Source organism: Streptomyces sp. NPDC032161, from assembly GCF_040636995.1.
Classification (GTDB): Bacteria; Actinomycetota; Actinomycetes; order Streptomycetales; family Streptomycetaceae; genus Streptomyces.
This window is the reverse complement of record NZ_JBEZVN010000001.1, coordinates 796,001-818,152: the sequence shown is the minus strand read 5'-3', so window position 1 is coordinate 818,152 and position 22,152 is coordinate 796,001. Positions and strand designations below refer to the sequence as shown.

Genomic DNA, 22,152 nt, shown 5'->3' with positions numbered 1-22,152 from the left:
GATGTTCCGCGACGCCGTCCACCCCAACCTCGTCCGAGGGGGTACGTCCTTCCGTGGTGACCAGCACAAAGCGCCGCATGTCCGACAGGCGCACCTACGTTCTCGACACCAGCGTCCTGCTGGCCGATCCCAACGCCATGGCCCGGTTCGACGAGCACGAGGTCGTGCTCCCGATCGTGGTGGTCACGGAACTGGAGGCCAAGAGGCACCACCCGGAGCTGGGGTACTTCGCCCGGCAGGCCCTGCGCCGGCTGGACGACCTGCGGACCAGGTACGGCCGCCTGGACGACCCCATCCCGCTGGGGGACCTGGGCGGGACGCTGCGCGTCGAGCTCAACCACTCCGACCCCGGCGTGCTGCCCGCCGGCTACCGGTTGGGTGACAACGACTCACGGATCCTGGCGGTCGCGCGCAACCTCCAGGCCGAGGGATACGACGTCACGGTCGTGTCGAAGGACCTGCCGCTGCGCATCAAGGCGTCCTCGGTCGGGCTCCTCGCCGAGGAGTACCGTGCCGAGCTGGCCATCACCGACTCGGGCTGGACGGGCATGTCGGAACTGCCCCTGGCCGCCGACCAGGTGGACCTGCTCTACGGGGAGGAGACGCTGTACGTCCCCGAGGTGGCGGACCTGCCGGTGCACACCGGGCTGGTTCTCCAGTCCGAGCGCGGCAAGGCCCTCGGCCGGGTCACCGCCGACGGGAACATCCGCCTGGTGCGCGGCGACCGCGAGGTCTTCGGCATCCACGGCCGCAGCGCCGAGCAGCGCATCGCGCTCGACCTCCTCCTCGACCAGGACGTCGGCATCGTGTCGCTGGGTGGCCGGGCCGGCACCGGCAAGTCGGCGCTGGCGCTCTGCGCCGGTCTCGAAGCCGTGCTGGAACGCAGGCAGCACCAGAAGGTGATGGTCTTCCGCCCGCTGTACGCGGTCGGCGGGCAGGAGCTGGGCTATCTCCCCGGCACCGAGGCCGAGAAGATGAGTCCCTGGGCGCAGGCCGTCTTCGACACCCTGTCCGCGGTCGCCGGGCGCGAGGTGATCGAGGAGGTGCTGGGGCGGGGGATGCTGGAGATCCTGCCGCTCACCCACATCCGGGGCCGCTCGCTGCACGACTCCTTCGTGATCGTCGACGAGGCGCAGTCCCTGGAACGAAACGTCCTTCTGACCGTGTTGTCGCGGATCGGGGCTAATTCCCGCGTGGTCCTCACACATGACGTGGCCCAGCGGGACAACCTGAGGGTCGGCCGGTACGACGGAGTCGTCGCCGTGGTCGAGAAGCTGAAGGGACATCCGCTCTTCGCGCATGTCACGCTCAGCCGTTCCGAGCGTTCCCCGATCGCCGCACTGGTGACCGAAATGCTGGAGGAAGGCCAGATCTGATACGGGATACAACAGTTGGTGCCGCCCGGCGAGCGCAGCAGCTTAGCCGGGCGGCATCGTGCTGCGGTGGCTTTTCCGTAAATCACTTGCTCCAAACGAGGTGTGAGCTTTCCCACGCAACGGAGAATTGCTTCCTGGCGTGACGTTCCGGCAAAGTCTTGCTTCCGTCAGGCCCCGCATACGGCACACCCGCACCTCCAGAGGTGCCATGCACCACACAACTCAACAACCGTCAGCCGTATGCCGCCCGCGAGTACCACGCGGCGCTCCCGCTCCGGGGCGCCCACCGGGCCCGTGCCTCCCGTGACCCAAGCAGTAGGGAGGCCAGTGCCAGGGGCACGATTGCGCCCGCGAGGTCACCTAAGCGGGCGATGCTGGAAGGAAACCGTGTGAGCCGGATCTCGGTCCGGGGGTTCGCAGTGGCATCGGCCACCGCGGTCACCACCGTCGGCGCCGTCGTAGGCGTTGCCTCGGGCAGCACTCCCGCTGCCGACGACAACAACTTCGAGGCGACCGCAGCCGACACCACGCTGCTCGCAGACATCCCCGCCGGTCAGCAGGCCCAGGTGCAGACCGCCTCGCTCACGCAGCAGGCCGACGCCCAGGCGTCCGCGGCCGACGCGGCGGCGAAGAAGTCCGCAGAGGAAGCGGCCCGTATCCAGGCCGCCAAGGACGCCAAGACGAAGAAGCAGGCGGCCGAGGCGAAGCTGGAGCAGGAACGCCAGGCGAAGAAGGCGAAGGAAGCCGAGCGCGCCAGCCGTTCCGAGGTGCGCAGCACGGCCACGTTCGCCCAGCAGAGCTCGTACACCGTGGCCCAGGTCCAGGCGATCGCGCGGCAGATCGTGCCCGCCGACCAGTTCCAGTGCTTCAGCAACATCGTGAACCACGAGTCCACCTGGAACTACCGGGCGAGCAACCCGTCCTCCGGTGCCTACGGTCTCGTGCAGGCGCTGCCCGGCTCGAAGATGTCCTCCGCCGGCGCCGACTGGCAGACCAACCCGGCCACCCAGATCAAGTGGGGTCTCAGCTACATGGACGGCCGTTACGGCAGTCCCTGCGGCGCCTGGTCGTTCTGGCAGGCCAACCACTGGTACTGAGTTCCGGTACCGGGATCTCAACCTTCCGAAGCCCCTCACCGTCCTACGGTGAGGGGCTTCGCGCGTGTACGGTCGGGTCCGGACGGCCGGGCGGGCGCGGGAGCGCGGCGCGTGGCGGGGAGAGGGAGCGGGGGGAAGAGAAACGATCATGTCGAGACTTCCGGGGTGGCTCGGCCGCCTTGGCACGGAACTGACCGCACTGGGCGAGCGGCTGGAACGGCGCACGGCCGGGGCCGAGGGGGGCGAGGTCGCCATGGCTGACGAGGGCGCGCCGGTCGGGCCGCCGATGACGAGTGCGTTCGTACCGGACGACGCGGTCCGGCGTGAACCCGCCGACCATGTGCCGCCCCCGCCCACGTACGCCCCGTCGGTCGCCGCCCGGCCCGATCCGGTCGCGGCGATCCCCTGGAGCATGCGGGTCGCCGCCGAGGCGGGCTGGCGGCTGCTCGTCCTGGCGGGCACACTCTGGGTGCTGGCGAAGGTCATCAGCACCGTGCAGCTGGTGGTGCTGGCGTTCGTCGCCGCACTGCTCGTCACCGCGATGCTCCAGCCCACCGTCGCCTGGCTGAAGCGGCGCGGGCTGCCGCGTGGTCTCGCCACCGCGGTCACCGCGGTCCTGGGCTTCGTCATCATCGGCCTGGTCGGCTGGTTCGTGGTCTGGCAGGTGATGGACAACCTCGACACCCTCTCCGACAAGGTGCGGGCGGGGATCGAGGAACTGAAGCACTGGCTGCTCGACAGTCCGTTCCACGTCACCGAGCAGCAGATCAACGATGTCGCGAAGAACCTCAGCGACACCATCGGCACCAACACCGAGGAGATCACCTCCGCCGGGCTGCAGGGCGTCACCGTGATGGTGGAGTTCCTGACCGGGACGCTGCTGGCGATGTTCTCGACGCTCTTCCTGCTGTACGACGGGAAGCGCATCTGGCAGTGGGTGCTCAAGCTGGTGCCCGCCCAGGCCCGTCCGGGCTTCGCCGGGGCCGGGCCGCGGGCCTGGCGGACGCTGACCGCCTATGTGCGGGGCACGGTCATAGTGGCGATGATCGACGCGATCTTCATCGGGCTGGGGATCTGGTTCCTCAATGTGCCGATGGCTGTGCCGATCGCCGTGTTCATCTTCCTCTTCGCCTTCATCCCGCTGGTCGGCGCGGTGATCTCCGGGGCGCTCGCGGTGGTCGTGGCGCTGGTCACCGAGGGCGTGTTCACGGCGCTGATGGTGCTGGCCGTGGTGCTCGCGGTGCAACAGATCGAGGGCCACGTACTGCAGCCGTTCATCCTGGGGCGCGCGGTGCGCGTGCATCCGCTCGCCGTCGTCCTGTCCGTCGCGGCCGGCGGCATGGTCGCGGGCATCGGGGGAGCGGTCGTCGCGGTGCCGCTGGTCGCGGTCACCAACACGGTGGTCGGCTATCTGCGCGCCTACGGGCAGGAGGAGGCACTGCGGCACTCCCCGCCGCCGCGCGGGGCGACCGCGCTGGACATCGCTCCCACACCCGCGCCGGGCCCACCGCCCGAGGGCCGGGACGGCGACGCCGGGAACGGCGGTGGCGGGAAGCACGGCGCCGACGGGCCGTGAGCGGCGGCGACCGGTGCCGGGGAACCTCCTGCGGGAAATGCGAAGCGGGAAGCGAGGCAGCAGGAGGAGCGGCGCGGGACGCACGGGAAGAGCCCCGGGGACGGTCGGTCGTCCTCGGGGCTCTTCCCGTGCCAGGGGCGGTGCCGGTCCTACTCGGCGAGCACGGCCTCGGCATCGAGGGTCACGCCGACCGCCTGGATCACCGCAGCGATCTTGAAGGCTTCCTGGATCGTCTCACGGTCCACGCCGGCCTTGCGCAGCACCTGCTCGTGGGAGTCCAGGCACTGGCCACAGCCGTTGATCGCGGAGACGGCGAGCGACCACAGTTCGAAGTCGGTCTTCTCCACACCGGGGTTGCCGATGACGTTCATCCGCAGACCCGCGCGCAGCGTCCCGTACTCGGGGTCCGACAGCAGGTGCCGGGTCCGGTAGAAGACGTTGTTCATCGCCATGATGGCGGCGGCCGACTTCGCGGCGGAGTACGCCTCCGCGGAGAGGTTGGCCTTCGCCTCCGGCTCCAGCTCGCGCAGCACCCTCGGCGAGCGCGAGGCGATCGCGCAGGCGAGGACGGTGCCCCACAGCTGCTGCTGCGGGAGACCGCTGTTCCCGATGACCGAACCGAGGTTCAGCTTCAGGTCCTTGGCGAAGTCAGGGACGGCGGCCTTCAGTTCGTCGAGTGCCATGGCGCTGTCAGCTCACTCGCCCGCGAGGAGCGCGACCGGGTCGAGGGTGTCGTCGCCCTTGGACCAGTTGCACGGGCACAGCTCGTCGGTCTGCAGGGCGTCGAGGACCCGCAGGACCTCCTTGGGGTTACGGCCCACGGAACCGGCGGTCACCATCGTGAACTGGATCTCGTTGTTCTGGTCGACGATGAAGACGGCGCGCTGGGCGAAGCCGTCCTCGCCCTCGATGCCGAGCGCGCGCATGAGCTCGTGCTTCGAGTCGGCCAGCATCGGGAAGGGCAGGTCGGTCAGGTCCGGGTGGTCCTTGCGCCAGGCGTGGTGCACGAACTCGGAGTCACCGGAGAAGCCGAGGACCTGGGCGTCACGGTCGGCGAACTCGTCGTTCAGCTTGCCGAAGGCGGCGATCTCGGTGGGGCACACGAAGGTGAAGTCCTTCGGCCACGCGAAGACGATCTTCCACTTGCCCTCGTAGGTCTTGTGGTTGATCTGCTCGAACTCCTTGCCCTTCTCCAGCGAGACACAGGCGGTCAGGTCGAACTCGGGGAACTTGTCACCGACAGTGAGCACGCGCTCTCCTTGCAGCGTGGAACTCCCGGGTCAGGGGAGTTCCTGAGGGTTGGACGATCACCACCTTGGCACAGAGTGCATTGATAGTGGAAATAGCTACAATCGGTCGTGATGATCGGAGGTGCCTATCAGTGGCGCGAAGTAATCACGGCGGCCAGGGGCACCGGACGAAACAGCCCAGCCTGTCGCAGCTGCGGGCCTTCGCGGCCGTCGCGGAGCATCTGCACTTCAGGGACGCCGCGGCGGCCATCGGGATGAGCCAGCCGGCCCTCTCCGGGGCCGTGTCGGCGCTGGAGGACGCGCTGGGCGTGCAGCTCATCGAGCGTACGACGCGCAAGGTACTGCTCTCGTCGGCGGGGGAGCGGCTCGCGGTCCGGGCGCGGGCGGTGCTGGACGCGGTCGGCGAACTGATGGAGGAGGCCGAGGCGGTCCGGGCCCCCTTCACCGGAGTGCTCAGACTCGGCGTGATCCCCACCGTCGCCCCGTATCTGCTGCCGACCGTGCTGCGCCTGGTCCACGACCGCTATCCAGAGCTCGACCTCCAGGTGCACGAGGAGCAGACCTCCTCGCTGTTGGAGGGGCTGGCCGCCGGACGGCTGGATCTGCTGCTGCTCGCCGTGCCGCTCGGGGTGCCGGGGGTGAGCGAACTCCCGCTCTTCGACGAGGACTTCGTGCTGGTCACGGAGCGGGACCACTCGCTGGGCGGACGCGCCGACATTCCGCGCGAGGCACTGCGCGAGCTGCCGCTGCTGCTGCTCGACGAGGGGCACTGCCTGCGTGACCAGGCGCTCGACATATGCCGGGAGGCGGGGCGCGCGGAGGGCGCGGCGGTCACCACGTCCGCGGCCGGGCTCTCCACGCTGGTGCAGCTGGTGGCCGGCGGCCTCGGGGTGACGCTGCTGCCGCGTACCGCGGTGACGGTCGAGACCGGCCGCAACGACGCGCTGGCCACCGGGTACTTCGCGGAGCCCGCGCCCTCGCGCCGGGTGGCGCTGGGGATGCGTACGGGCGCCGCGCGGCACGAGGAGTTCGAGGAGTTCGCGGTCGCGCTGCGCGAGGCGATGCGGACGCTTCCGGTGCGGGTGACGGCGGGGACGTAGCCGTACGGAGAGCGGTCGTCACGAGAGAGCTGCCGTACGGGGCGGTCGTGCGGGAGAGCAGTGTACGGCGGAGCTGTCGTGCGGGGACGGCCGTACGGAGAAGGGGCGCGGCTCCCCGGCGGACCGGGAACCGCGCCCCGGCGGCCGGGCGGCCGCACCCTTCACGGCGCCGCGCGGACGCCGTCACTCCGTACGCAGGCCGTCCGGCCGCATCATGCGCCACAGTGGCGGCAGCGACAGCAGGGTGACGAGCAGGACGAGTCCCGCGCCCGCCCCCGCCAGCGGCAGGAACAGCCACCAGTCGGTCACTCGCATGCCGATCATGCGGACCAGCACGGCGCCCAGGCCGACGCCGCCCGCGACCGCGACCGTGACGCCGATGAGCACGGGAACGGCCGTCTGCCAGAGGACCGACCAGGCGAGCGTCGTGCGGCGGGTGCCGAAGGCGACCAGCACCGACAGCAGGCGCTTGCGCTCCCGCAGCTGCTCCAGCTGCGAGACCAGCATCGCGGCGGCGATCAGCAGCAGGGTCACGGTCGCGCCGACCTGGAGACCGCGCTGCACACTGGCGTACTTCTTGTCGCGGGCCACCGACGTCAGGGTCGTGACCCTCATCGCGGGGTCGATCCTGGCCGCCGTGTTCCGTACGTGCTCCGCGACGTCCTCGACGCTCTCGTCCACCCGGATCTGCGCGGTGGTCGTCGCGCCCGGCAGCTTGCTCGGGTCGAGCGCGCCGGTGGTGGCCATGATGCCCGTGGAGTCCTCCCCCAGCGGGCTGCGGCGGGCGACGACCGTCCGGGAGTCGGCGGGCAGGGTCCACCGCGTCGCCTTCCGGCCGAGCTCCGTGCCGATCTCGACCTCCTTGCCCTTGCGGGCCGTCCGGTCGACCCAGTCGGACATCTTCTTGTCGTTCCGGGGGTGGACCACGAAGGTGTCGCCGTCCTCGCAGGAGTCGATCCGGGCCAGTTCGCGCAGGGTCCCGCAGTCGCCGACGACGAGACCGGTGGTCGGCTGGACGTCGTCGTCGGCGTACCTGCCGGGCCGGGTGACGTACACCTCGACCTTGCCGATGACGGCCTCGACTCCCTTGGTGGCCCTGAACTCCTCGATGGTCCGGGTGGCCGCCTGAGGACCGACCTTCTCGGAGAACGTGTAGAACTGGGCCCGTGACGGGTCCTGTCCGGTCATCCTGGTGAACTCGTCGCCCACCGCGGCGAACAGCATCTGCAGCGCCACCGCGCCCGCGACCGCGACCGTGATGCCGCTGACCGCGCGGGCGGCGGCCCCGCTGCTCAGCTGGAGCCTGCGGGTGGCGAGCTGCCAGGGCACCGGGCCGCCGTGCAACCGGTTCACGCACGCCCCGACCAGCCAGGGCAGCAGCAGCGCGAGCCCGACCAGGACCAGCACGGCACCGCCCGCGATCGGGTACGGATCGACCGGGGAGTACGGGTCGACCTTGCCGGTCAGCCCGAGCACCGCCAGACCCGCGACCGGCACCAGCAGCCGCCACCAGAGCCGGCGCCCGCGGCCGCGGCCGTTGCGCACGACACCGAGCGGTTCGATCACCACCGAGCGCAGGGCGGCCAGCGTGACCAGTACGGCCGCCACCGGAACGGCGACGACGACCAGCGCCGTCAGCAACGGATCGGGCACCAGGTCGGCCGGGAAGGCGCTGACGTCCCACACTTCCACGTGCCCGGCGAGCCGGCGCCCCGTCAGGAAGATCGCCGCACCGGTCAACAGGCCGAGCAGCGCCCCGAACAGGGCCTCGCCGGCCGCGATCCGGCGGGTCATCCGGATGTCCGTGCCGACCAGGCGGAGCGCGGCGAGCCGGCGGTCGCGGCGGTCGCCGCCGAACCGCACCGCCGTCGCGATGAAGATCGCGACCGGCACCAGCAGCACCACGTAGATCATGACGACCAGCACGATGAGGACGGGCGGCATGTTCTCGCCCAGCCCCGGGTCGCCGTAACCGGCGATCCGGTGACCGCCGTCGGCGGCGGTCAGGGTGTCGCTGCCCGCGTAGTAGAACAGGTCTCCCGGCGAGACCAGGCCGGGGTCGGCGATCGTGCCGGTGATCCGGTACGGCAGCCGTTCCTTGAGGAGGGCGCCCTCCGGGGAGTCCAGCAGTTTCTTCAGCGCGGGGGAGGCCACCATCTCGTCCGCGCCGGGGAAGCGCGCGACGCCCGGCGGGAGCACCGGGTGCGCGCCGTCCGCGCGCATCAGGTAGCCCTCGACGACGTGGCCGCGGAACTCGGTCTCCGTGCCGATCCGCAGGACCGAGGTGTCCGACTTCTCGGCCGGGACGCCGGGGCCGCCGGCGGCGACGCTCTCGGCGCGGGCGGCGCTGCGCGTGTGGCGTTCCTGGAGCAGGTGCGGTGCGGAGGCGGCGGTCAGGAGCAGGGCCACCCCGAGACCGACGCCGACCGCGGTCAGTACGGTGCGGGCCCAGCCCTCCCGCCCGCCGCCGACGGCGAACCGGATGCCGAGGCCGAGGTCGCGCAGCAGTGCGGCGATGCCGGTGGGCGCGGTCGTGGCGGGCCGGGGCGGGGCCGCGGCCGGTGCCTTCCCGCGGTCGGGCAGGGTCATGCGGCGTGCTCCAGATCGCGGGTCCGCCCGTCGCGCACGGTGACGTCGCGGTCGGAGTACGCGGCGACGCGGGCCTCGTGGGTCACCAGGACCACGGCGGCATTGGTGGACCGGGCGGCCTCGGTGAGCAGTTCCATGACCCGTTCGCCGTTGAGCGAGTCCAGGGCGCCGGTCGGCTCGTCGGCGAAGATCACCTTGGGGGAGGCGGCCAGTGCGCGGGCCACGGCGACGCGTTGGCCCTGACCGCCGGAGACCTCGCCGGGGCGCTTGGCGCCGACCGTGTCCACCTCCAGGCGTTCCAGCCAGTGGAGGGCGGTGCGCTCGGCCTCCTTGCGCCCGGCGCCGGCCAGCCGGAGCGGCAGGGCGACGTTCTCCACACAGGTCAGCTCCGGGACGAGCTGGCCGAACTGGAAGACGAAGCCGAACTCGGTGCGGCGCAGGGCGCTGCGTTCGGCGTCGGACATCGCGGTGAGCGCGCGGCCCGCGTAGGTGATCGTGCCCCGGTCGGGGGTGACGATGCCGGCGAGGCAGTGCAGCAGGGTGGACTTGCCGGAGCCGGAGGGGCCCATCACGGCGACGACCTCGCCGGGGTGGATGGAGAACGAGGCGCCGTCGAGCGCCGGGGTGGAGCCGTAGGACTTGTACAGGCCGTCGGCGGCGAGCAGGGAACCGTCGGGGGTCATGGCCGGACCTCCTCGGCCAGCCGGTCCAGCCGGACGGCGGTCAGTTCGAGCCAGCGCAGATCGGCTTCCAGGTGGAAGAGTGCGTGGTCGCAGATCAGCTGGTCGGCGAGGTCGCCGCGGCGCTTGCGGTCGGTGAGGGCGCGCATGAGCCGCAGGTGCTCGGTCCGCTGGGTGTCCAGCAGGGCCTCGGCGCTGCGGCCGGTGAGCAGGGCCAGGACGACCTTGGTGTAGAGCGTCGACTGGAGGTACGGCTCGGGCTGCTCCGGCCGGGCGAGCCAGGCGTCGACGTCGGTGATCCCGGCCTCGGTGATGGCGTAGCGCTTGCGCTCGGGTCCGCTGCCGCTCTCGATGCCGTCGACCTCCACGAGGCCGTTCTTCAGCAGCCGGGACATGGTCGAGTAGACCTGGCCGTAGTGCAGGGGCCGGTCGTGGCCGAACTTCTCGTCGAACGTGCGCTTGAGGTCGTAGCCGTGGCGGGGGCCGGACTCCAGGAGTCCGAGCAGGGTGTGGCCGATAGACATGCGGAGCACTGTACACGCTGTGTATACATCGGGTTTATATGCGGGTGGAGGCGAGGGCGGAGGGCGAAGACGGGGGACGGCCGACGGCGGGGCCCGGAGCGGGTTCCGTCCGCTCCGGGCCCCGCCGTCGATGGGGTGCGATGCCCCTACTCCCTACTCCCGCTCCCGCTCCGGGGGCTTGGGCGGGCGTCCCCGGCGCGGGATCGGGCGGGCCGTGCCCGGCAAACGGCCCGCCTCCGCCAGCGCCTTGCGCAGCAGGAACTCGATCTGGGCGTTGGCGCTGCGCAGTTCGTCGGAGGCCCAGCGGGCCAGCGCGTCGTGCACCGCGGGGTCCAGCCGCAGCAGCGTCTGCTTGCGCCGCGGCGGTGTCCGGCGTGCCGGGGAGCCGGAGGGCCCGGACGGGTTCGAAGACCGCTCCGGAGGCCCGGGGGAGCCGGCCGGTCCCGGGGGGCCGGGCGGCTCCGAGGGCTCCGGAGGTCCGGGGGTCTCGTCCGTCACTGGTAGAGGGTGCCCGTGTTGAGGACCGGCTGTGCGGCCCGGTCGCCGCACAGCACCACCATCAGATTGCTGACCATGGCCGCATTCCGCTCCGAGTCCAGCTCGACGATGTCCTGTTCGGCGATGCGGGTCAGCGCCATCTCGACCATGCCGACGGCGCCCTCCACGATCTGCTGCCGGGCCGCGACGACCGCGCCCGCCTGCTGGCGCTGGAGCATCGCGGAGGCGATCTCGGGTGCGTACGCGAGATGGCTGAAGCGCGACTCGATGATCCGCACGCCGGCGGCCCGCACCCGGGCGGTGAGCTCCGCGGCCAGCTTCTCGGTGATCTCCTCGGCGTTGCCCCGCAGCGAGAGGCCGTCCTCCTCGTGCGCGTCGTACGGGTACTCGATCGCGATGTGCCGCACGGCCGCCTCGGTCTGGGTGGCGACGAACTCCAGGAAGTCGTCGACCTCGAACAGCGCCTGCGCGGTGTCCTCGACCTTCCAGACGACGATCGCGGCGAGCTCGATCGGATTGCCGTAGGCGTCGTTGACCTTCAGGACCGCGGTCTCGTGGTTGCGCACTCGGGTGGAGATCTTCTGGCTGCTGGTGAGCGGGTTGATCCAGCGCAGTCCGTCGGTGCGGATCGTGCCGACGTACCGGCCGAACAGCTGGATGACCCTTGCCTCGCCCGGTGCGACCATCTTCACGCCCGTCATGCAGAAGAACGAGGCGATGGCGAGCAGGAGTCCGAGGACGATGATCAGGGCCCCCGCGGCGTCGCTCCCGTTCGAGCCGACGACGACGCCGACGATCACGAGGGCGATACCGGCGAACACCCCCAGCACGGTCAGCAGCAGACCGAGTCCACCGGGGATGCTGTGCGCCGTCACCTCCCTCACCTGCGGATCGGGCAGCTGCGGAGCGTCCGGCGCGAGGTCGGTGGCCGGCGCGGACACCGTGTGTCCGGTGCTTCGGTCGGTCATGGGATCCCCCCGTGTCTAGGCATTCAATGTGTGATCAATGTGATAACACATTTTCTGCTTTCGCAACCCTGGGAGCCTCTCGTGAGTCGGTTCCCTAGAGAGCGCGTGCTGATTGTCACGTCCGGAAAAGTCCGCATCGCTTGCTTTCCGTCCGTGTGGACGGTGTTAGCTGAGTCGAGCCGACCGTCCGGTCGAGCGGAGAAACAGGAGCGGAACAGCGATGGGTCGAGCGGATGCGCGACGAGCCCAGCGGCGCGGAGCGCGGCGGGCGCCGAAGAGGAGCGGCATACGCGGACTCTTCACCTGGCGGAAGATGCTGGGCGCCTTCTTCGGGCTCTGCCTGCTGGTCATGGGCGCCTGCGTGGGGCTCTACCTGTACGTGGACATACCCAAGGCCAACGCGCTGGCGGAGCGGCAGAGCAACGTCTACCGCTACAGCGACGGCAGCCTGCTGACCCGTACCGGCGACGGGGTCAACCGTCAGAACGTGGACCTCTCCGAGGTCCCCAAGGACGTGCAGTACACCTTCGTCGCCGCCGAGAACAAGACGTTCTACGACGACCAGGGCATCGACCTGAAGGGCACCACGCGCGGCATCCTGAACACGCTCATGGGCAAGGGCAAGCAGGGCGGCTCGACCATCACCCAGCAGTACGTGAAGAACTACTACCTGTCGCAGGAGCCGACGGTCAGCCGCAAGCTCCAGGAACTGGTGATCGCTCTCAAGATCGACCAGAAGATGGACAAGAAGGACATCCTCGCCGGGTACATCAACACCGCCTTCTACGGGCGCGGCGCCAGCGGCATCCAGGCCGCGGCCCAGGCGTACTACGGGGTCGACGCCAAGGACCTGAACGTCGCCCAGGGTGCCTATCTGGCCTCGCTGCTCCAGGCCCCCAGCCAGTACGACTGGGCGACCGCCACGCCGACCGGCAAGAAGCTCGTCCGGGAGCGCTGGGACTACACGCTCGACAACATGGTCGAGATGCACTGGCTCGACAAGGCGAAGCGCGACACCCTGAAGTTCCCCGTCCCGATGAAGCCCAAGCCCGCCCCCGGCATGGAGGGCCAGACCGGTTACCTGGTCGAGGCCGCCAACCAGGAGCTCGACAAGCAGGGCATCACGGAGGAGGTGCGGCAGGCCGGCGGCTGGACGTTCACCCTCAGCATCGACAAGAAGCGTCAGAAGGAGCTGGAGAAGGCCGTCGACCAGCGGCTGGAGTCCAAGCTCGACCGCAAGGGCAACAAGGTCGACGCGACCGTCCAGGCGGGCGCGACCTCCGTCGACCCGAAGTCCGGCGCGGTCGTCGCCCTCTACGGTGGGGTGGACTACGTCAAGCACTACCGGTCCAACGCCACCCGCCAGGACTACCAGCCCGCCTCCACGTTCAAGCCGCTGGTGTTCGCCTCCGCGCTGGAGAACGGGGCGAAGACCCAGAACGGCGACCTGATCGGCGTCAACACCCGGTACGACGGCACCAGCAAGCGGCCCGTCGTGGGCAGCAGCACCCCGTTCGCCCCGCAGAACGAGGACGACGTCAGCTACGGCGACGTCACCGTGCAGAAGGCCATGAACAAGTCGATCAACTCGGTCTTCGCGCAGATGGTCGTGGACGTCGGCCCGGCGGAGGCGAAGAAGACCGCGCTGGCGCTCGGTGTGCCCGACAAGAACTTCCCCGAGCGCCCCGCCATCACGCTCGGCACGATGAACGCCTCCACCTGGGACATGGCGGGCGTCTACGCCACGCTCGACAACCACGGCAAGAAGGTCAACCCCTTCATCGTGAAGTCCGCCAAGCACAGCAGCCGGACGTACGAGCCGGTCCAGGGCATCGGCGAGCAGGCGATCAGCCGCAAGTCCGCCGACACCGTGACCTCGGTCCTGCGGGGCGTCGTGGACGAGGGCTCCGGTCACGAGGCCAACACCACGGCCTACGACGCGGCGGGCAAGACGGGTACCGCGGAGGAGAACAAGGCCGCCCTGTTCGCGGGCTACACCCCCGAGCTCACCACGGTCGTCGCGCTGTTCGGCGAGAACCCGCAGGGCGGTGCCCAGGTCAGCCTCACCGGCACCGCCAACGCCGGCCGGGCCAACGGTGGCGGCTTCCCGGCGCAGATCTGGGCGGACTACACGCTGGCCGCGCTGAACGGCGGCTCCGACGCGAAGTTCGACCTGGAGGACGTCGAACGCGGCGAGTCGACCGTGCGGCAGACCCCGTCGAACACGCCGTCGGCGCCGGAGAGTCCGACACAGTCGCCGACCCGGGATCCGAACCCGCCGGAGCAGGACCCGAGCCGCACCACGGAGCCGCCGCCGGCCGAGACGCCCGACGTGCCGCCGCCGAGCCAGTCGCCGGAGGTGCCGCCGAGCGAGACCCCGGGCCTGCCGGGCGGTGAGGGCCCGGACCCGGGCCGGCCGGGTGACAACGGCGCCAACAACGTCGTCGGCAACAACCCGCCCGCCCGATGAGCGGGTGAACCGGCCGTGACGGCACGGGGCGGGGGCGGCGCCATCGGGTGCCGCCCCCGCCCCATGCCTTTCTCGTGCCGTGCTCCTTCGTCCGGCGGACGGGGGAATCAGCCGTCGTCGACCTTCTTGGCGACCCGGTCGCCGAGGTCCTTGTCCACGTTGCGCCAGTACTGGAGCGCGCGCTCCAGGACCGGGGCGCTCACGCCCTCCAGCAGATGGCCGGAGATGTTGGACACCAGCCGGTCGCGGGCGGCGTCGTCCAGGACCTTGCGCACCATCGTGCCCGCCTGGCCCCAGTCGTCGTCCTCGCTGTGCAGCTTGTACGCCTCGTGCACCATCTCGCCCGCCGTGGCCCAGCCCGCCGGGTCGCCGAAGCGCTCGGTGTCCGCGGCCGGACCGCCGTACGAGTTCGGCGCGTAGACCGCTCCGGTGCGCGCGGGCTCGTACCGCATGGGGCCGTCCTTCGCGTAGGAGTTGCGGCCGAACCGGGGGCGGTTCGGGGGCAGTTGCGCGTAGTTCGGGCCGATCCGGTAGCGGTGCGTGTCCGGGTACGAGAACAGCCGGCCGAGCAGCATCTTGTCGGGCGACGGACCGATGCCCGGCACCAGGTTCGACGGCTCGAAGGACGCCTGCTCGATGTGGACGAAGAAATCCTCCGGGTTCTCGTTCAGCGTCATCCGGCCGACCTCGATCTCCGGGTAGTCGGCGTGCGGCCAGACCTTCGTGAGGTCGAACGGGTTGAACCGGTAGTCCGGGGCGTCGTCGAACGGCATGATCTGGACGTACAGCGTCCAGCTCGGGTGGTCACCGCGCTTGATCGACTCGTACAGGTCGCGGCGGTGGACGTCGCCGTCGACCCCGGCCATCCGGTCGGCCTCGTCCTGCGTGTAGAAGTCGATGCCCTGGTCGGTCTTGAAGCGGTACTTGACCCAGAACCGCTCGCCGCCCGCGTTCACCCACATATAGGTGTGCGAGCTGTAGCCGTTCATCTGGCGGTAGGTCTTCGGGATGCCCCGGTCGCCCATCAGCCACGTCACCATGTGCGCGGACTCGGGGGAGAGCGTCCAGAAGTCCCACTGCATGTCGTGGTCGCGCACCGCGCTGTCCGGGCGGCGCTTCTGCGAGCGGATGAAGTCCTGGAACTTCATCGGATCGCGTACGAAGAAGATCGGCGTGTTGTTGCCGACCATGTCGTAGTTGCCATGCTCCGTGTAGAACTTCAGGGCGAACCCGCGCGGGTCTCGCCAGGTGTCGGGGGAGCCCTGCTCACCGGCGACCGTGGAGAAGCGGGCGAGCATCGCGGTCCGCTTGCCCGGTTGGAAGAGGTCGGCCTTGGTGAACTGGCTGATGTCGTTGGTCACCTCGAAGAAGCCGTAGGCGCCCGAGCCCTTGGCGTGGACCACCCGCTCGGGGACCCGTTCCCGGTTGAACTGGGCCATCTTCTCGATGAGGTAGTGGTCCTGCAGCAGGATCGGACCGTCGGAGCCCACGGTGAGCGAATGCTCGTCGCTCTCCACCGGGATTCCGGCGTTGTTCGTGGTGTAGGGGGTGTTCCTGGTCTTCGTTTCGTCGGACACGAGCGTCCTCCCGTCGGTGGGGGCTTCGTTCAGGTCGCCTTGTCCACGACTGAAGTCAACTCTGCCGACAGGAGGTCGGCAACATTTCGCTACCGTCCGTGCAGGGCTCTCCGCGCCCGGCCGTCCGCCCGGAACCGCGGGCCGCGCGGCCCGCAGTTCCGGATCGCGTCCTACGGGTTCCGGGCCGGCATCTCGAACCAGACCACCTTGCCGGTCGACAGCCGTGTCGCTCCCCACCGTCTGGCCAGTCGGTTCACCAGGAACAGGCCGCGCCCGCCCTCGTCCATGTCCCGGGCCCGGCGCTGCCGGGGCAACTGCGGGGCGTCGTCCCCGACCTCGCAGCGCAGGAAGTCGGTGCGCAGCAGCCGCAGCGTCACCGGTCGCTCCGCGTAACGGACCGCGTTGGTGACCACCTCGCTGACCAGCAGCTCCACCGACTCGGACAGCTCATCGAGCCCCCACCGGCTCAGCGCCCGCCGGGCCAGCCTGCGGGCCCGTCCCGGGGCGGTCTCCTCCGGTTCCAGGTGCCAGTAGGCGACGTCGCTGGGCGCGATGCCGTCGAACCGGGCGGCGAGCAGCGCGATGTCGTCGTCCCGGTCACCTGGACCGAGCATGTCCAGGACGTCGTCGCACAGCGCCTCCAGCGGCGGCGAGTGGTCCGGGCCGGTCAGCCGGGCGGTGGCGGCGAGCCGTTCGCGCAGCATCTCGATGCCGGTCCAGACGTCCCGCAGCCGGGACTCCACCAGACCGTCCGTGTACAGGAGCAAGGTGGCACCCGCCGGCGCGTCCAGTTCGACCGCCTCGAAGTCCACCCCTCCGACGCCGATCGGGGCGCCGGGCGGCACCTTCAGCACCTCGGCGCGGCCGCCCAGGTGCAGCAGGACGGGCGGCGGATGCCCGGCGTTGGCGATGGTGATGCGGTGCGCGACGGGGTCGTACACCGCGTACATGCAGGTGGCCATGCGGTCGCTGCCGAGGCGCTGCGCCTGTTCGTCGAGGTGGTGCAGCACCTCCTGCGGCGGCAGGTCGAGCTGGGCCAGGGTCTGCGCGGTGGTGCGCAGCTGCCCCATGATCGCCGCGGAGGTCATGGAATGGCCCATGACGTCGCCGACGACCAGGGCGACCCTGCTGCCGGGCAGCGGGATCGCGTCGTACCAGTCGCCGCCGACCCGGGCCGTCTCGGCGGCCGGGAGATAGCGGGAGGCGAGGCGGACGCCGGTCGGCTGCGGCAGCGAGTCGGGCAGCATGGTGCGCTGGAGCTCGTCGGCGATGTACGCCTCGCGCCCGTACAGCACGGCCTTGTCGATGCCGAGCGCGGTGTGCGTGGCGAGCTGGGCCGCGACCAGCAGGTCGTTGGACTCGAAGGCCGGCCGTTCCGCGCCGCGCAGGAAGACGGCGGCGCCGATCACCCGCCGTCGGCCGCGCAGCGGGGCCAGGATCGCACGATGCCCGGTGGGAACGGACCGGTCGGCGCCCAGCAGCTCGGGAAGCGCCGCGCGGGCCGCCGCGGAGTCCCCGAAGACCGGCCGCACCCCGCGCAGCACCTCGGCCAGCGCGCCGCCCGAGCGGACCTCGCACAGCTCGGCCGCGGGCGGCAGATCGCCGTGCGGGTCGACGACCGGCAGGCGCAGCCGCTCGATCTCGGACGGGGTGTCGGTCTCGTCCTCGTGCAGCCGCAGCCGGTCCGAGCGGCGCAGCCGCAGCACGAACGGGGAGACCGGCCGCTCGTCACCGACCGGCAGCGGGTCGCGGAGATAGACCAGTATGGCGTCGGAGAACGTCGGCACGCTGGCCCGGCACAGCCCCAGCACGATCTCGTCGAGGTCGATGCCGCGGGCGATCCGCCGGGTGGCGGCCCCGACGAAACGCAGCCGGTCGCCCTCGCGGCGGGCGGCGGCCTGCGGGTCGGGTCCGGCCGCCGCGGCGGCCACCGGATTCCCGGCCGAGCCCGGTGCGGCGGCCGGGCCGGGGATCGCGGCGGAGGCATGGGAGGCGGCCGGCGCGGCGTCCTGCTGCCGCGGCCGGGTGCGTTCCTGCGGCCGCGCGGCGAGAGGCTGCCGGCCTTCGTGGGAGGTGGGATGCTCCGTCACGCGTGGGATTCCGTCCGTCCGGGCCGGTTGTATGAGGCAATCACCTCGTGGGGCGCTACTTTGCCCCGGCAAGAGCGGCGAAAACAACGGCTGTCACCGGATGCCCCCGAACGAGGGGCCGAAACCGGATACCCGTGGAGTGGTCCGGTGACAACGTTTCCGGCGACGGGGCGGGCGACACCGGGCACGTCTCCACCCCCTCGTAGTGGCTCATACGATTCATACGACTGATGTGGCCCATACAGCTCATGCAGTGCGTGATGCCCGTGCGGTGACTTGTGGTCAGGTCCGGTGCCGCGCGCTCCGGTTGGAGCCGTGCGGCACTTCGGAGGACGATCCTACGGTTGCCCCCCTGGGGTGCGACAAGGGTCTCATGACGCCATGTGCGTGGGGGTACGGTCCCAGTCATCCGGGAGGGCCGGAACCCGCCAGCCCGGATCCGGCCGCCAGTGTTCCCAGCCGTCACGGAACGGCGTGCCCCAGTCCCGGATCACCTCGACGGCGGCCAGACCCGCCTCCCGCACCCGTCGCGCGGTCCCGGGGGCCAGCAGCCCGACCCGCTGCGCCTGGGCGAACTCGTCCTCGTCGCGCCAGACCCAGCTGCGGTCCGGGTAGACGGAGATGTCGAGAAAGTGGTCCTCGGAGTCGATGCCGCCCGCCCAGCGGGTGCGCGGCTCCTCCAGGTTCACGTACCAGCTGCGGAACTGCCAGCCGCCCTCCCAGAACAGCCAGATCGACCAGGGTTCACCCGGACGGGCGAGTTTCAGCACACCATTGCCGAGCCAGGGCGAGCGCGCGGTGGTGCGCGGGGCGGTGTAGCGGGTGGCGAGCGGTTCGTCGTGCACGTCGGTGCCGTCCGTCAGGACCGGCTTCACGCACTCGGTGCCGGGTGCCACCCACACCGCCAGCAGTTCGTCGGTGTCCTGCACGACGGTGACGGGGCGGCAGATGTGGACCGGCCCGGGAACGCGGTCCGTTGCGCCGTCCCCGTTCCCGTCCCGCGGCGGTGGGACGTTGCCGCGGTAGCGCCACAGGATCTGGTCCCCCGGCGCCCAGTGCTCGTTGTATCCGGTGCCTGCCATGGGCAGATCTTAGAGGTGCCGCCCGTCGCCGGCCCTTCTCGAAGACGCGACGGACCCCTTTGCCGCGGACCTCACGGACGGGTCATGCGCAGTACGTCCAGGGCCTCGTCGAGCTGCTCCACCGTCAGGTCGCCCCGCTCGACGTAGCCCGACTCCAGCACCACCTCGCGGATCGTCCGGCGCTCGGCCAGGGACTTCTTGGCGACCTTCGCCGCCTCCTCGTAGCCGATGTACTTGTTGAGCGGGGTGACGACGGACGGCGAGGACTCGGCGTACTCCCTGGCCCGCTCCACGTTCGCGGTGATCCCGTCGACCGTGCGGTCCGCGAGCAGCCGCGAGGCGTTGGCCAGCAGCCGGACCGATTCCAGCAGGTTCTTCGCGATGACCGGGAGCATGACGTTCAGCTCGAAGTTGCCCGCCGCGCCCGCGACGGCGACCGTCGTGTCGTTCCCCGTCACCTGGGCGGCGACCATCAGGACGGCCTCGGGGACGACCGGATTCACCTTCCCCGGCATGATCGACGAACCCGGCTGGAGATCGGGCAGGGCGATCTCGGCGAGGCCGGTGCGCGGCCCGGAGGACATCCAGCGCAGGTCGTTGGAGATCTTGGTGAGCGAGACGGCGATGGTGCGCAGCTGGCCCGAGGTCTCCACGAGGGCGTCCCGCGCCCCCTGCGCCTCGAAGTGGTTGCGGGCCTCGGTGAGCGGCAGCCCGGTGACACGGGCGACCTCGGCGATGACGGCGGCGGAGAAGCCGGGCGGGGTGTTGATGCCGGTGCCGACGGCCGTGCCACCCAGCGGCAGCTCGGCGAGGCGGGGAAGGGAGGCGCGCAGCCGTTCGATCCCGTACCGGATCTGTGCCGCGTAGCCGCCGAACTCCTGTCCCAGGGTGACGGGCGTGGCGTCCATGAGATGGGTGCGCCCCGACTTCACGACCGTCGCGAACTCGGCGGCCTTGCGCTCCAGCGCGGTGGCGAGGTGGTCCAGGGCCGGGACGAGGTCGTGCGTGACGGCGGCGGTCGCGGCGATGTGGATGGAGGAGGGGAAGACGTCGTTGGACGACTGCGAGGCGTTGACGTGGTCGTTCGGATGGACCGGGCGGCCCAGGCGCTCGGTGGCGAGGGTGGCCACGACCTCGTTGGTGTTCATGTTGGACGAGGTGCCGGACCCGGTCTGGAAGACGTCGACCGGGAAATGCGCGTCCCAGCGCCCCTCGGCGACCTCCTCGGCGGCCTCCCGGACGGCCCGGGCGATGTCCGGGTCGAGCACGCCCAGCTCGGCGTTGACCTCGGCGGCGGCCGCCTTGATCCGGGCCAGGGCCTCGATGTGGGCCCGTTCCAGGCGTTGCCCGGAGACCGGGAAGTTCTCCACCGCGCGCTGCGTCTGGGCCCGCCACTTGGCGTCCGCGGGCACCCTCACCTCGCCCATCGAGTCGTGCTCGACGCGGAAGTCGGTGCCGTCGGCGGGGGCCTGCGCGGCCCTCCCCGAGGGGCTTTGCGCGGGCGCCCGCGCGGGGTCCGGTGCCGGGGTCTGTGCGTCGTCCATGAATGCAACCTCCTGAAGAAGGTGAGCACTTATCTTGTTCCGTCTATTCCCAAGACGGCTACCGACCAGTAAATACCCGGGGTAACAACAACCCCCGGGAGGCGCAGTGCAGCGCACCAGACACACACTCCGCCGCATGGTCGCGACCGCCGCGGCCATGGCGGCGGCTTTCGGCGGCCTGGCCGTCGCGGCGGGGCCGGCGGGCGCGGCGGACCGGTCCGCCGCCGGCACCACCGCATCCACCCCCCTCTCCCCGGAACTGGAGGCCGTCCGGGCCGCCGAGGCCGTCAAGCTGTACGGCGACCCGGCCGAGCGCCCCCTCGCCGAGCGCAAGACCGGACTGATCTCGCTCGGCGACAGCGAGATCTCCGGCGAGGGCGTCGGCACGTACGAGTCGGGCACCAACGGCCCCGACAACTGGTGTCACCGCTCGCCCGACTCCGCCATCCACCGCACCGGCATCGCGGCCGACGTCACCTACAACGTCGCCTGCTCGGGCGCGTACACGGGCAACATCGTCATCGGCGGGTCGAAGCAGTACGCCGACGAACTCGTGCAGAGCGACAACCTCGCCGTCAAGGCCCGCAACACCCGTATCAAGATGATCCTGCTGGTCGCCGGGGCCAACGACGACCTCCAGTTCGGCCCGGTCATGACCGACTGCGTCGAGCGCTGGATCCTCTCCAAGGGCACCTGCCAGCCGACGTACGAGGGCGGCTGGCAGCAGCGCGTCGACGGACTCGTCCCCAAGGTCGAGAAGACGGTGCGCGACCTGCGGACCGTCATGTCCGGTGCCGGGTACCGCGACAACGACTACAAGCTCGTGGTCATGGGATACCCGAGCCCGATCGGTCCCGACTTCTACGACAACCCGAACTTCCCCGGCAAGCTGCCCGGCGGCTGCGCGGGTTACGACTCCGACGCCGCCTGGGGCCGCAACGTCGCCGTGCCCGCCTTCGAGCGCGGCATGCGGAAGGTCGCGGCCGACACCGGGGCCGTCTACCTCGACAACTCGCGGCTGTTCCACGGCCACGAGGTGTGCAGCGAGGACACCTGGGCCCGCGGTCTGTACATCGACCTGGGGCACTTCCCGCCGGACGCCAACTCCGTCCGGCAGTCCTTCCACCCGAACGCGCGCGGCCACGCCGCCTTCGCCTCCTGCCTGACCCAGCTCTACGACTCGGGCCTGCGCGAGGCGAGCTGCGCCGATCCGGCCAGCACCGGGAAGCCGGCGCTCCAGCCGGTGGCGTGGGACGACGCCTTCGAGCCCCTCAAGAACCGGGCCACGGGGACCTGCGTGGACGTCCCCGCCTCGGTGACCCGCAACGACACCACGATCGCGGGCTGGGAGTGCCACGGCGGCCGCAACCAGGGCTGGTGGTACGACTCCGGCACGAAGACCCTGCGCACGGAGCTGAGCCACGACCGCTGCCTGGACGTGCCGGCCGCCGACTACAAGGCGGGCGCCCGGCTCATCCTGTGGAACTGCTCGGGCACGGCCAACCAGCGGTTCGTCGAGGAGGCGGGCACCCTGCGCCCGGCCGCCGCGACGGGGCTCTGCCTGACGCTCGCGTCGGCCAGGGACACGCTGCGGCTGCAGAACTGCGACGGGAGCGCGAACCAGCGGTTCGCGTGACGCCGTGACGCGATGACAGCGGCGGGAGGGGTGGGGCGGTCCGGACCGTCCCACCCCTCCCGTGTGCCGACCGGGCGCCGCAGGCCCTTCGGGCC

17 protein-coding genes are annotated in these 22,152 nt (G+C 70.9%); 6 read left to right on the top strand and 11 right to left on the bottom strand.

Annotated elements, in window-relative coordinates; all coding sequences use genetic code 11:
- Nucleotides 1-53: 53 nt before the first annotated feature.
- From AB0E67_RS03395 to AB0E67_RS03385, 3 genes are all read left to right on the top strand, one after another.
- On the top strand, nt 54-1,376 hold the full coding sequence (locus AB0E67_RS03395; RefSeq protein ID WP_362020289.1) for a PhoH family protein: 1,323 nt from the start codon (nt 54-56) through the stop codon (nt 1,374-1,376).
- Between the two features lie 389 nt (nt 1,377-1,765).
- On the top strand, nt 1,766-2,473 hold the full coding sequence (locus tag AB0E67_RS03390) for a lytic transglycosylase domain-containing protein (protein ID WP_351517494.1): 708 nt from the start codon (nt 1,766-1,768) through the stop codon (nt 2,471-2,473).
- A gap of 148 nt (nt 2,474-2,621) precedes the next feature.
- On the top strand, nt 2,622-4,049 hold the full coding sequence (locus AB0E67_RS03385) for an AI-2E family transporter (protein WP_362020286.1): 1,428 nt from the start codon (nt 2,622-2,624) through the stop codon (nt 4,047-4,049).
- Between the two features lie 149 nt (nt 4,050-4,198).
- On the opposite strand, the gene AB0E67_RS03380 is transcribed toward AB0E67_RS03385, so the two are convergent.
- Nucleotides 4,199-4,732, bottom strand: coding sequence for an alkyl hydroperoxide reductase (locus AB0E67_RS03380; protein ID WP_351517498.1), 534 nt, complete (start codon nt 4,730-4,732; stop codon nt 4,199-4,201).
- Nucleotides 4,733-4,744: 12 nt separating this feature from the next.
- On the bottom strand, nt 4,745-5,299 hold the full coding sequence (locus AB0E67_RS03375; RefSeq protein ID WP_073781724.1) for a peroxiredoxin: 555 nt from the start codon (nt 5,297-5,299) through the stop codon (nt 4,745-4,747).
- 131 nt (nt 5,300-5,430) lie between these two features.
- On the opposite strand from AB0E67_RS03375, the gene AB0E67_RS03370 reads away from it, so the two are divergent.
- A complete protein-coding gene (locus tag AB0E67_RS03370; protein WP_362020283.1) occupies nt 5,431-6,399 on the top strand; it encodes a hydrogen peroxide-inducible genes activator in 969 nt (322 codons plus the stop codon).
- A 183-nt stretch (nt 6,400-6,582) separates the two neighbouring features.
- Here the strand turns inward: AB0E67_RS03370 and AB0E67_RS03365 are convergent, their stop codons facing one another.
- The 5 genes from AB0E67_RS03365 to AB0E67_RS03345 form a co-directional block, all read right to left on the bottom strand.
- On the bottom strand, nt 6,583-8,988 hold the full coding sequence (locus AB0E67_RS03365) for an FtsX-like permease family protein (RefSeq protein WP_362020280.1): 2,406 nt from the start codon (nt 8,986-8,988) through the stop codon (nt 6,583-6,585).
- Nucleotides 8,985-9,671, bottom strand: coding sequence for an ABC transporter ATP-binding protein (locus AB0E67_RS03360; protein ID WP_362020277.1), 687 nt, complete (start codon nt 9,669-9,671; stop codon nt 8,985-8,987). The genes AB0E67_RS03365 and AB0E67_RS03360 overlap by 4 nt, the downstream gene beginning before the upstream one ends.
- Nucleotides 9,668-10,192: a PadR family transcriptional regulator gene (locus AB0E67_RS03355; RefSeq protein ID WP_351517502.1), complete on the bottom strand. Its 525-nt coding sequence runs from the start codon at nt 10,190-10,192 to the stop codon at nt 9,668-9,670. The genes AB0E67_RS03360 and AB0E67_RS03355 overlap by 4 nt, the downstream gene beginning before the upstream one ends.
- Nucleotides 10,193-10,345: 153 nt before the next feature.
- Entirely contained in the window at nt 10,346-10,690 is a 345-nt protein-coding gene (locus AB0E67_RS03350; RefSeq protein WP_362020274.1) for a hypothetical protein, read from the bottom strand.
- Nucleotides 10,687-11,658, bottom strand: coding sequence for an SPFH domain-containing protein (locus AB0E67_RS03345; protein WP_362020272.1), 972 nt, complete (start codon nt 11,656-11,658; stop codon nt 10,687-10,689). The genes AB0E67_RS03350 and AB0E67_RS03345 overlap by 4 nt, the downstream gene beginning before the upstream one ends.
- Before the next feature lie 220 nt (nt 11,659-11,878).
- Between AB0E67_RS03345 and AB0E67_RS03340 the strand changes: the two genes are divergently transcribed.
- Nucleotides 11,879-14,128: a transglycosylase domain-containing protein gene (locus AB0E67_RS03340; protein WP_362020269.1), complete on the top strand. Its 2,250-nt coding sequence runs from the start codon at nt 11,879-11,881 to the stop codon at nt 14,126-14,128.
- A gap of 107 nt (nt 14,129-14,235) precedes the next feature.
- Here the strand turns inward: AB0E67_RS03340 and AB0E67_RS03335 are convergent, their stop codons facing one another.
- From AB0E67_RS03335 to AB0E67_RS03320, 4 genes are all read right to left on the bottom strand, one after another.
- Nucleotides 14,236-15,705 carry a catalase gene (locus AB0E67_RS03335; RefSeq protein WP_362020267.1) on the bottom strand — a complete coding sequence of 490 codons (1,470 nt, stop codon included), beginning with the start codon at nt 15,703-15,705 and terminating at the stop codon, nt 14,236-14,238.
- Between the two features lie 170 nt (nt 15,706-15,875).
- Nucleotides 15,876-17,795, bottom strand: a complete 1,920-nt coding sequence (locus AB0E67_RS03330; RefSeq protein ID WP_362020264.1) for a SpoIIE family protein phosphatase — start codon at nt 17,793-17,795, stop codon at nt 15,876-15,878.
- A gap of 371 nt (nt 17,796-18,166) precedes the next feature.
- Nucleotides 18,167-18,877, bottom strand: coding sequence for a DUF402 domain-containing protein (locus AB0E67_RS03325; RefSeq protein WP_362020261.1), 711 nt, complete (start codon nt 18,875-18,877; stop codon nt 18,167-18,169).
- 71 nt (nt 18,878-18,948) lie between these two features.
- Nucleotides 18,949-20,421 (bottom strand): class II fumarate hydratase, encoded by a 1,473-nt coding sequence (locus AB0E67_RS03320; protein ID WP_362020258.1) that lies wholly within the window; start codon nt 20,419-20,421, stop codon nt 18,949-18,951.
- 136 nt (nt 20,422-20,557) lie between these two features.
- Here AB0E67_RS03320 and AB0E67_RS03315 point away from each other — a divergent pair, with 136 nt between their 5' ends.
- Nucleotides 20,558-22,057 (top strand): ricin-type beta-trefoil lectin domain protein, encoded by a 1,500-nt coding sequence (locus AB0E67_RS03315; protein WP_362020255.1) that lies wholly within the window; start codon nt 20,558-20,560, stop codon nt 22,055-22,057.
- Nucleotides 22,058-22,152 lie beyond the last annotated feature (95 nt).

Excerpts from the sequence above, each read along its gene's own strand:
- AB0E67_RS03385 (WP_362020286.1), top strand. The coding sequence starts at position 2,622 with ATGTCGAGACTTCCGGGGTGGCTCGGCCGCCTTGGCACGGAACTGACC.
- AB0E67_RS03380 (WP_351517498.1), bottom strand. The coding sequence starts at position 4,732 with ATGGCACTCGACGAACTGAAGGCCGCCGTCCCTGACTTCGCCAAGGAC.
- AB0E67_RS03365 (WP_362020280.1), bottom strand. The coding sequence starts at position 8,988 with ATGACCCTGCCCGACCGCGGGAAGGCACCGGCCGCGGCCCCGCCCCGG.
- AB0E67_RS03360 (WP_362020277.1), bottom strand. The coding sequence starts at position 9,671 with ATGACCCCCGACGGTTCCCTGCTCGCCGCCGACGGCCTGTACAAGTCC.
- AB0E67_RS03355 (WP_351517502.1), bottom strand. The coding sequence starts at position 10,192 with ATGTCTATCGGCCACACCCTGCTCGGACTCCTGGAGTCCGGCCCCCGC.
- AB0E67_RS03345 (WP_362020272.1), bottom strand. The coding sequence starts at position 11,658 with ATGACCGACCGAAGCACCGGACACACGGTGTCCGCGCCGGCCACCGAC.
- AB0E67_RS03340 (WP_362020269.1), top strand. The coding sequence starts at position 11,879 with ATGGGTCGAGCGGATGCGCGACGAGCCCAGCGGCGCGGAGCGCGGCGG.
- AB0E67_RS03325 (WP_362020261.1), bottom strand. The coding sequence starts at position 18,877 with ATGGCAGGCACCGGATACAACGAGCACTGGGCGCCGGGGGACCAGATC.
- AB0E67_RS03320 (WP_362020258.1), bottom strand. The coding sequence starts at position 20,421 with ATGGACGACGCACAGACCCCGGCACCGGACCCCGCGCGGGCGCCCGCG.
- AB0E67_RS03315 (WP_362020255.1), top strand. The coding sequence starts at position 20,558 with ATGGTCGCGACCGCCGCGGCCATGGCGGCGGCTTTCGGCGGCCTGGCC.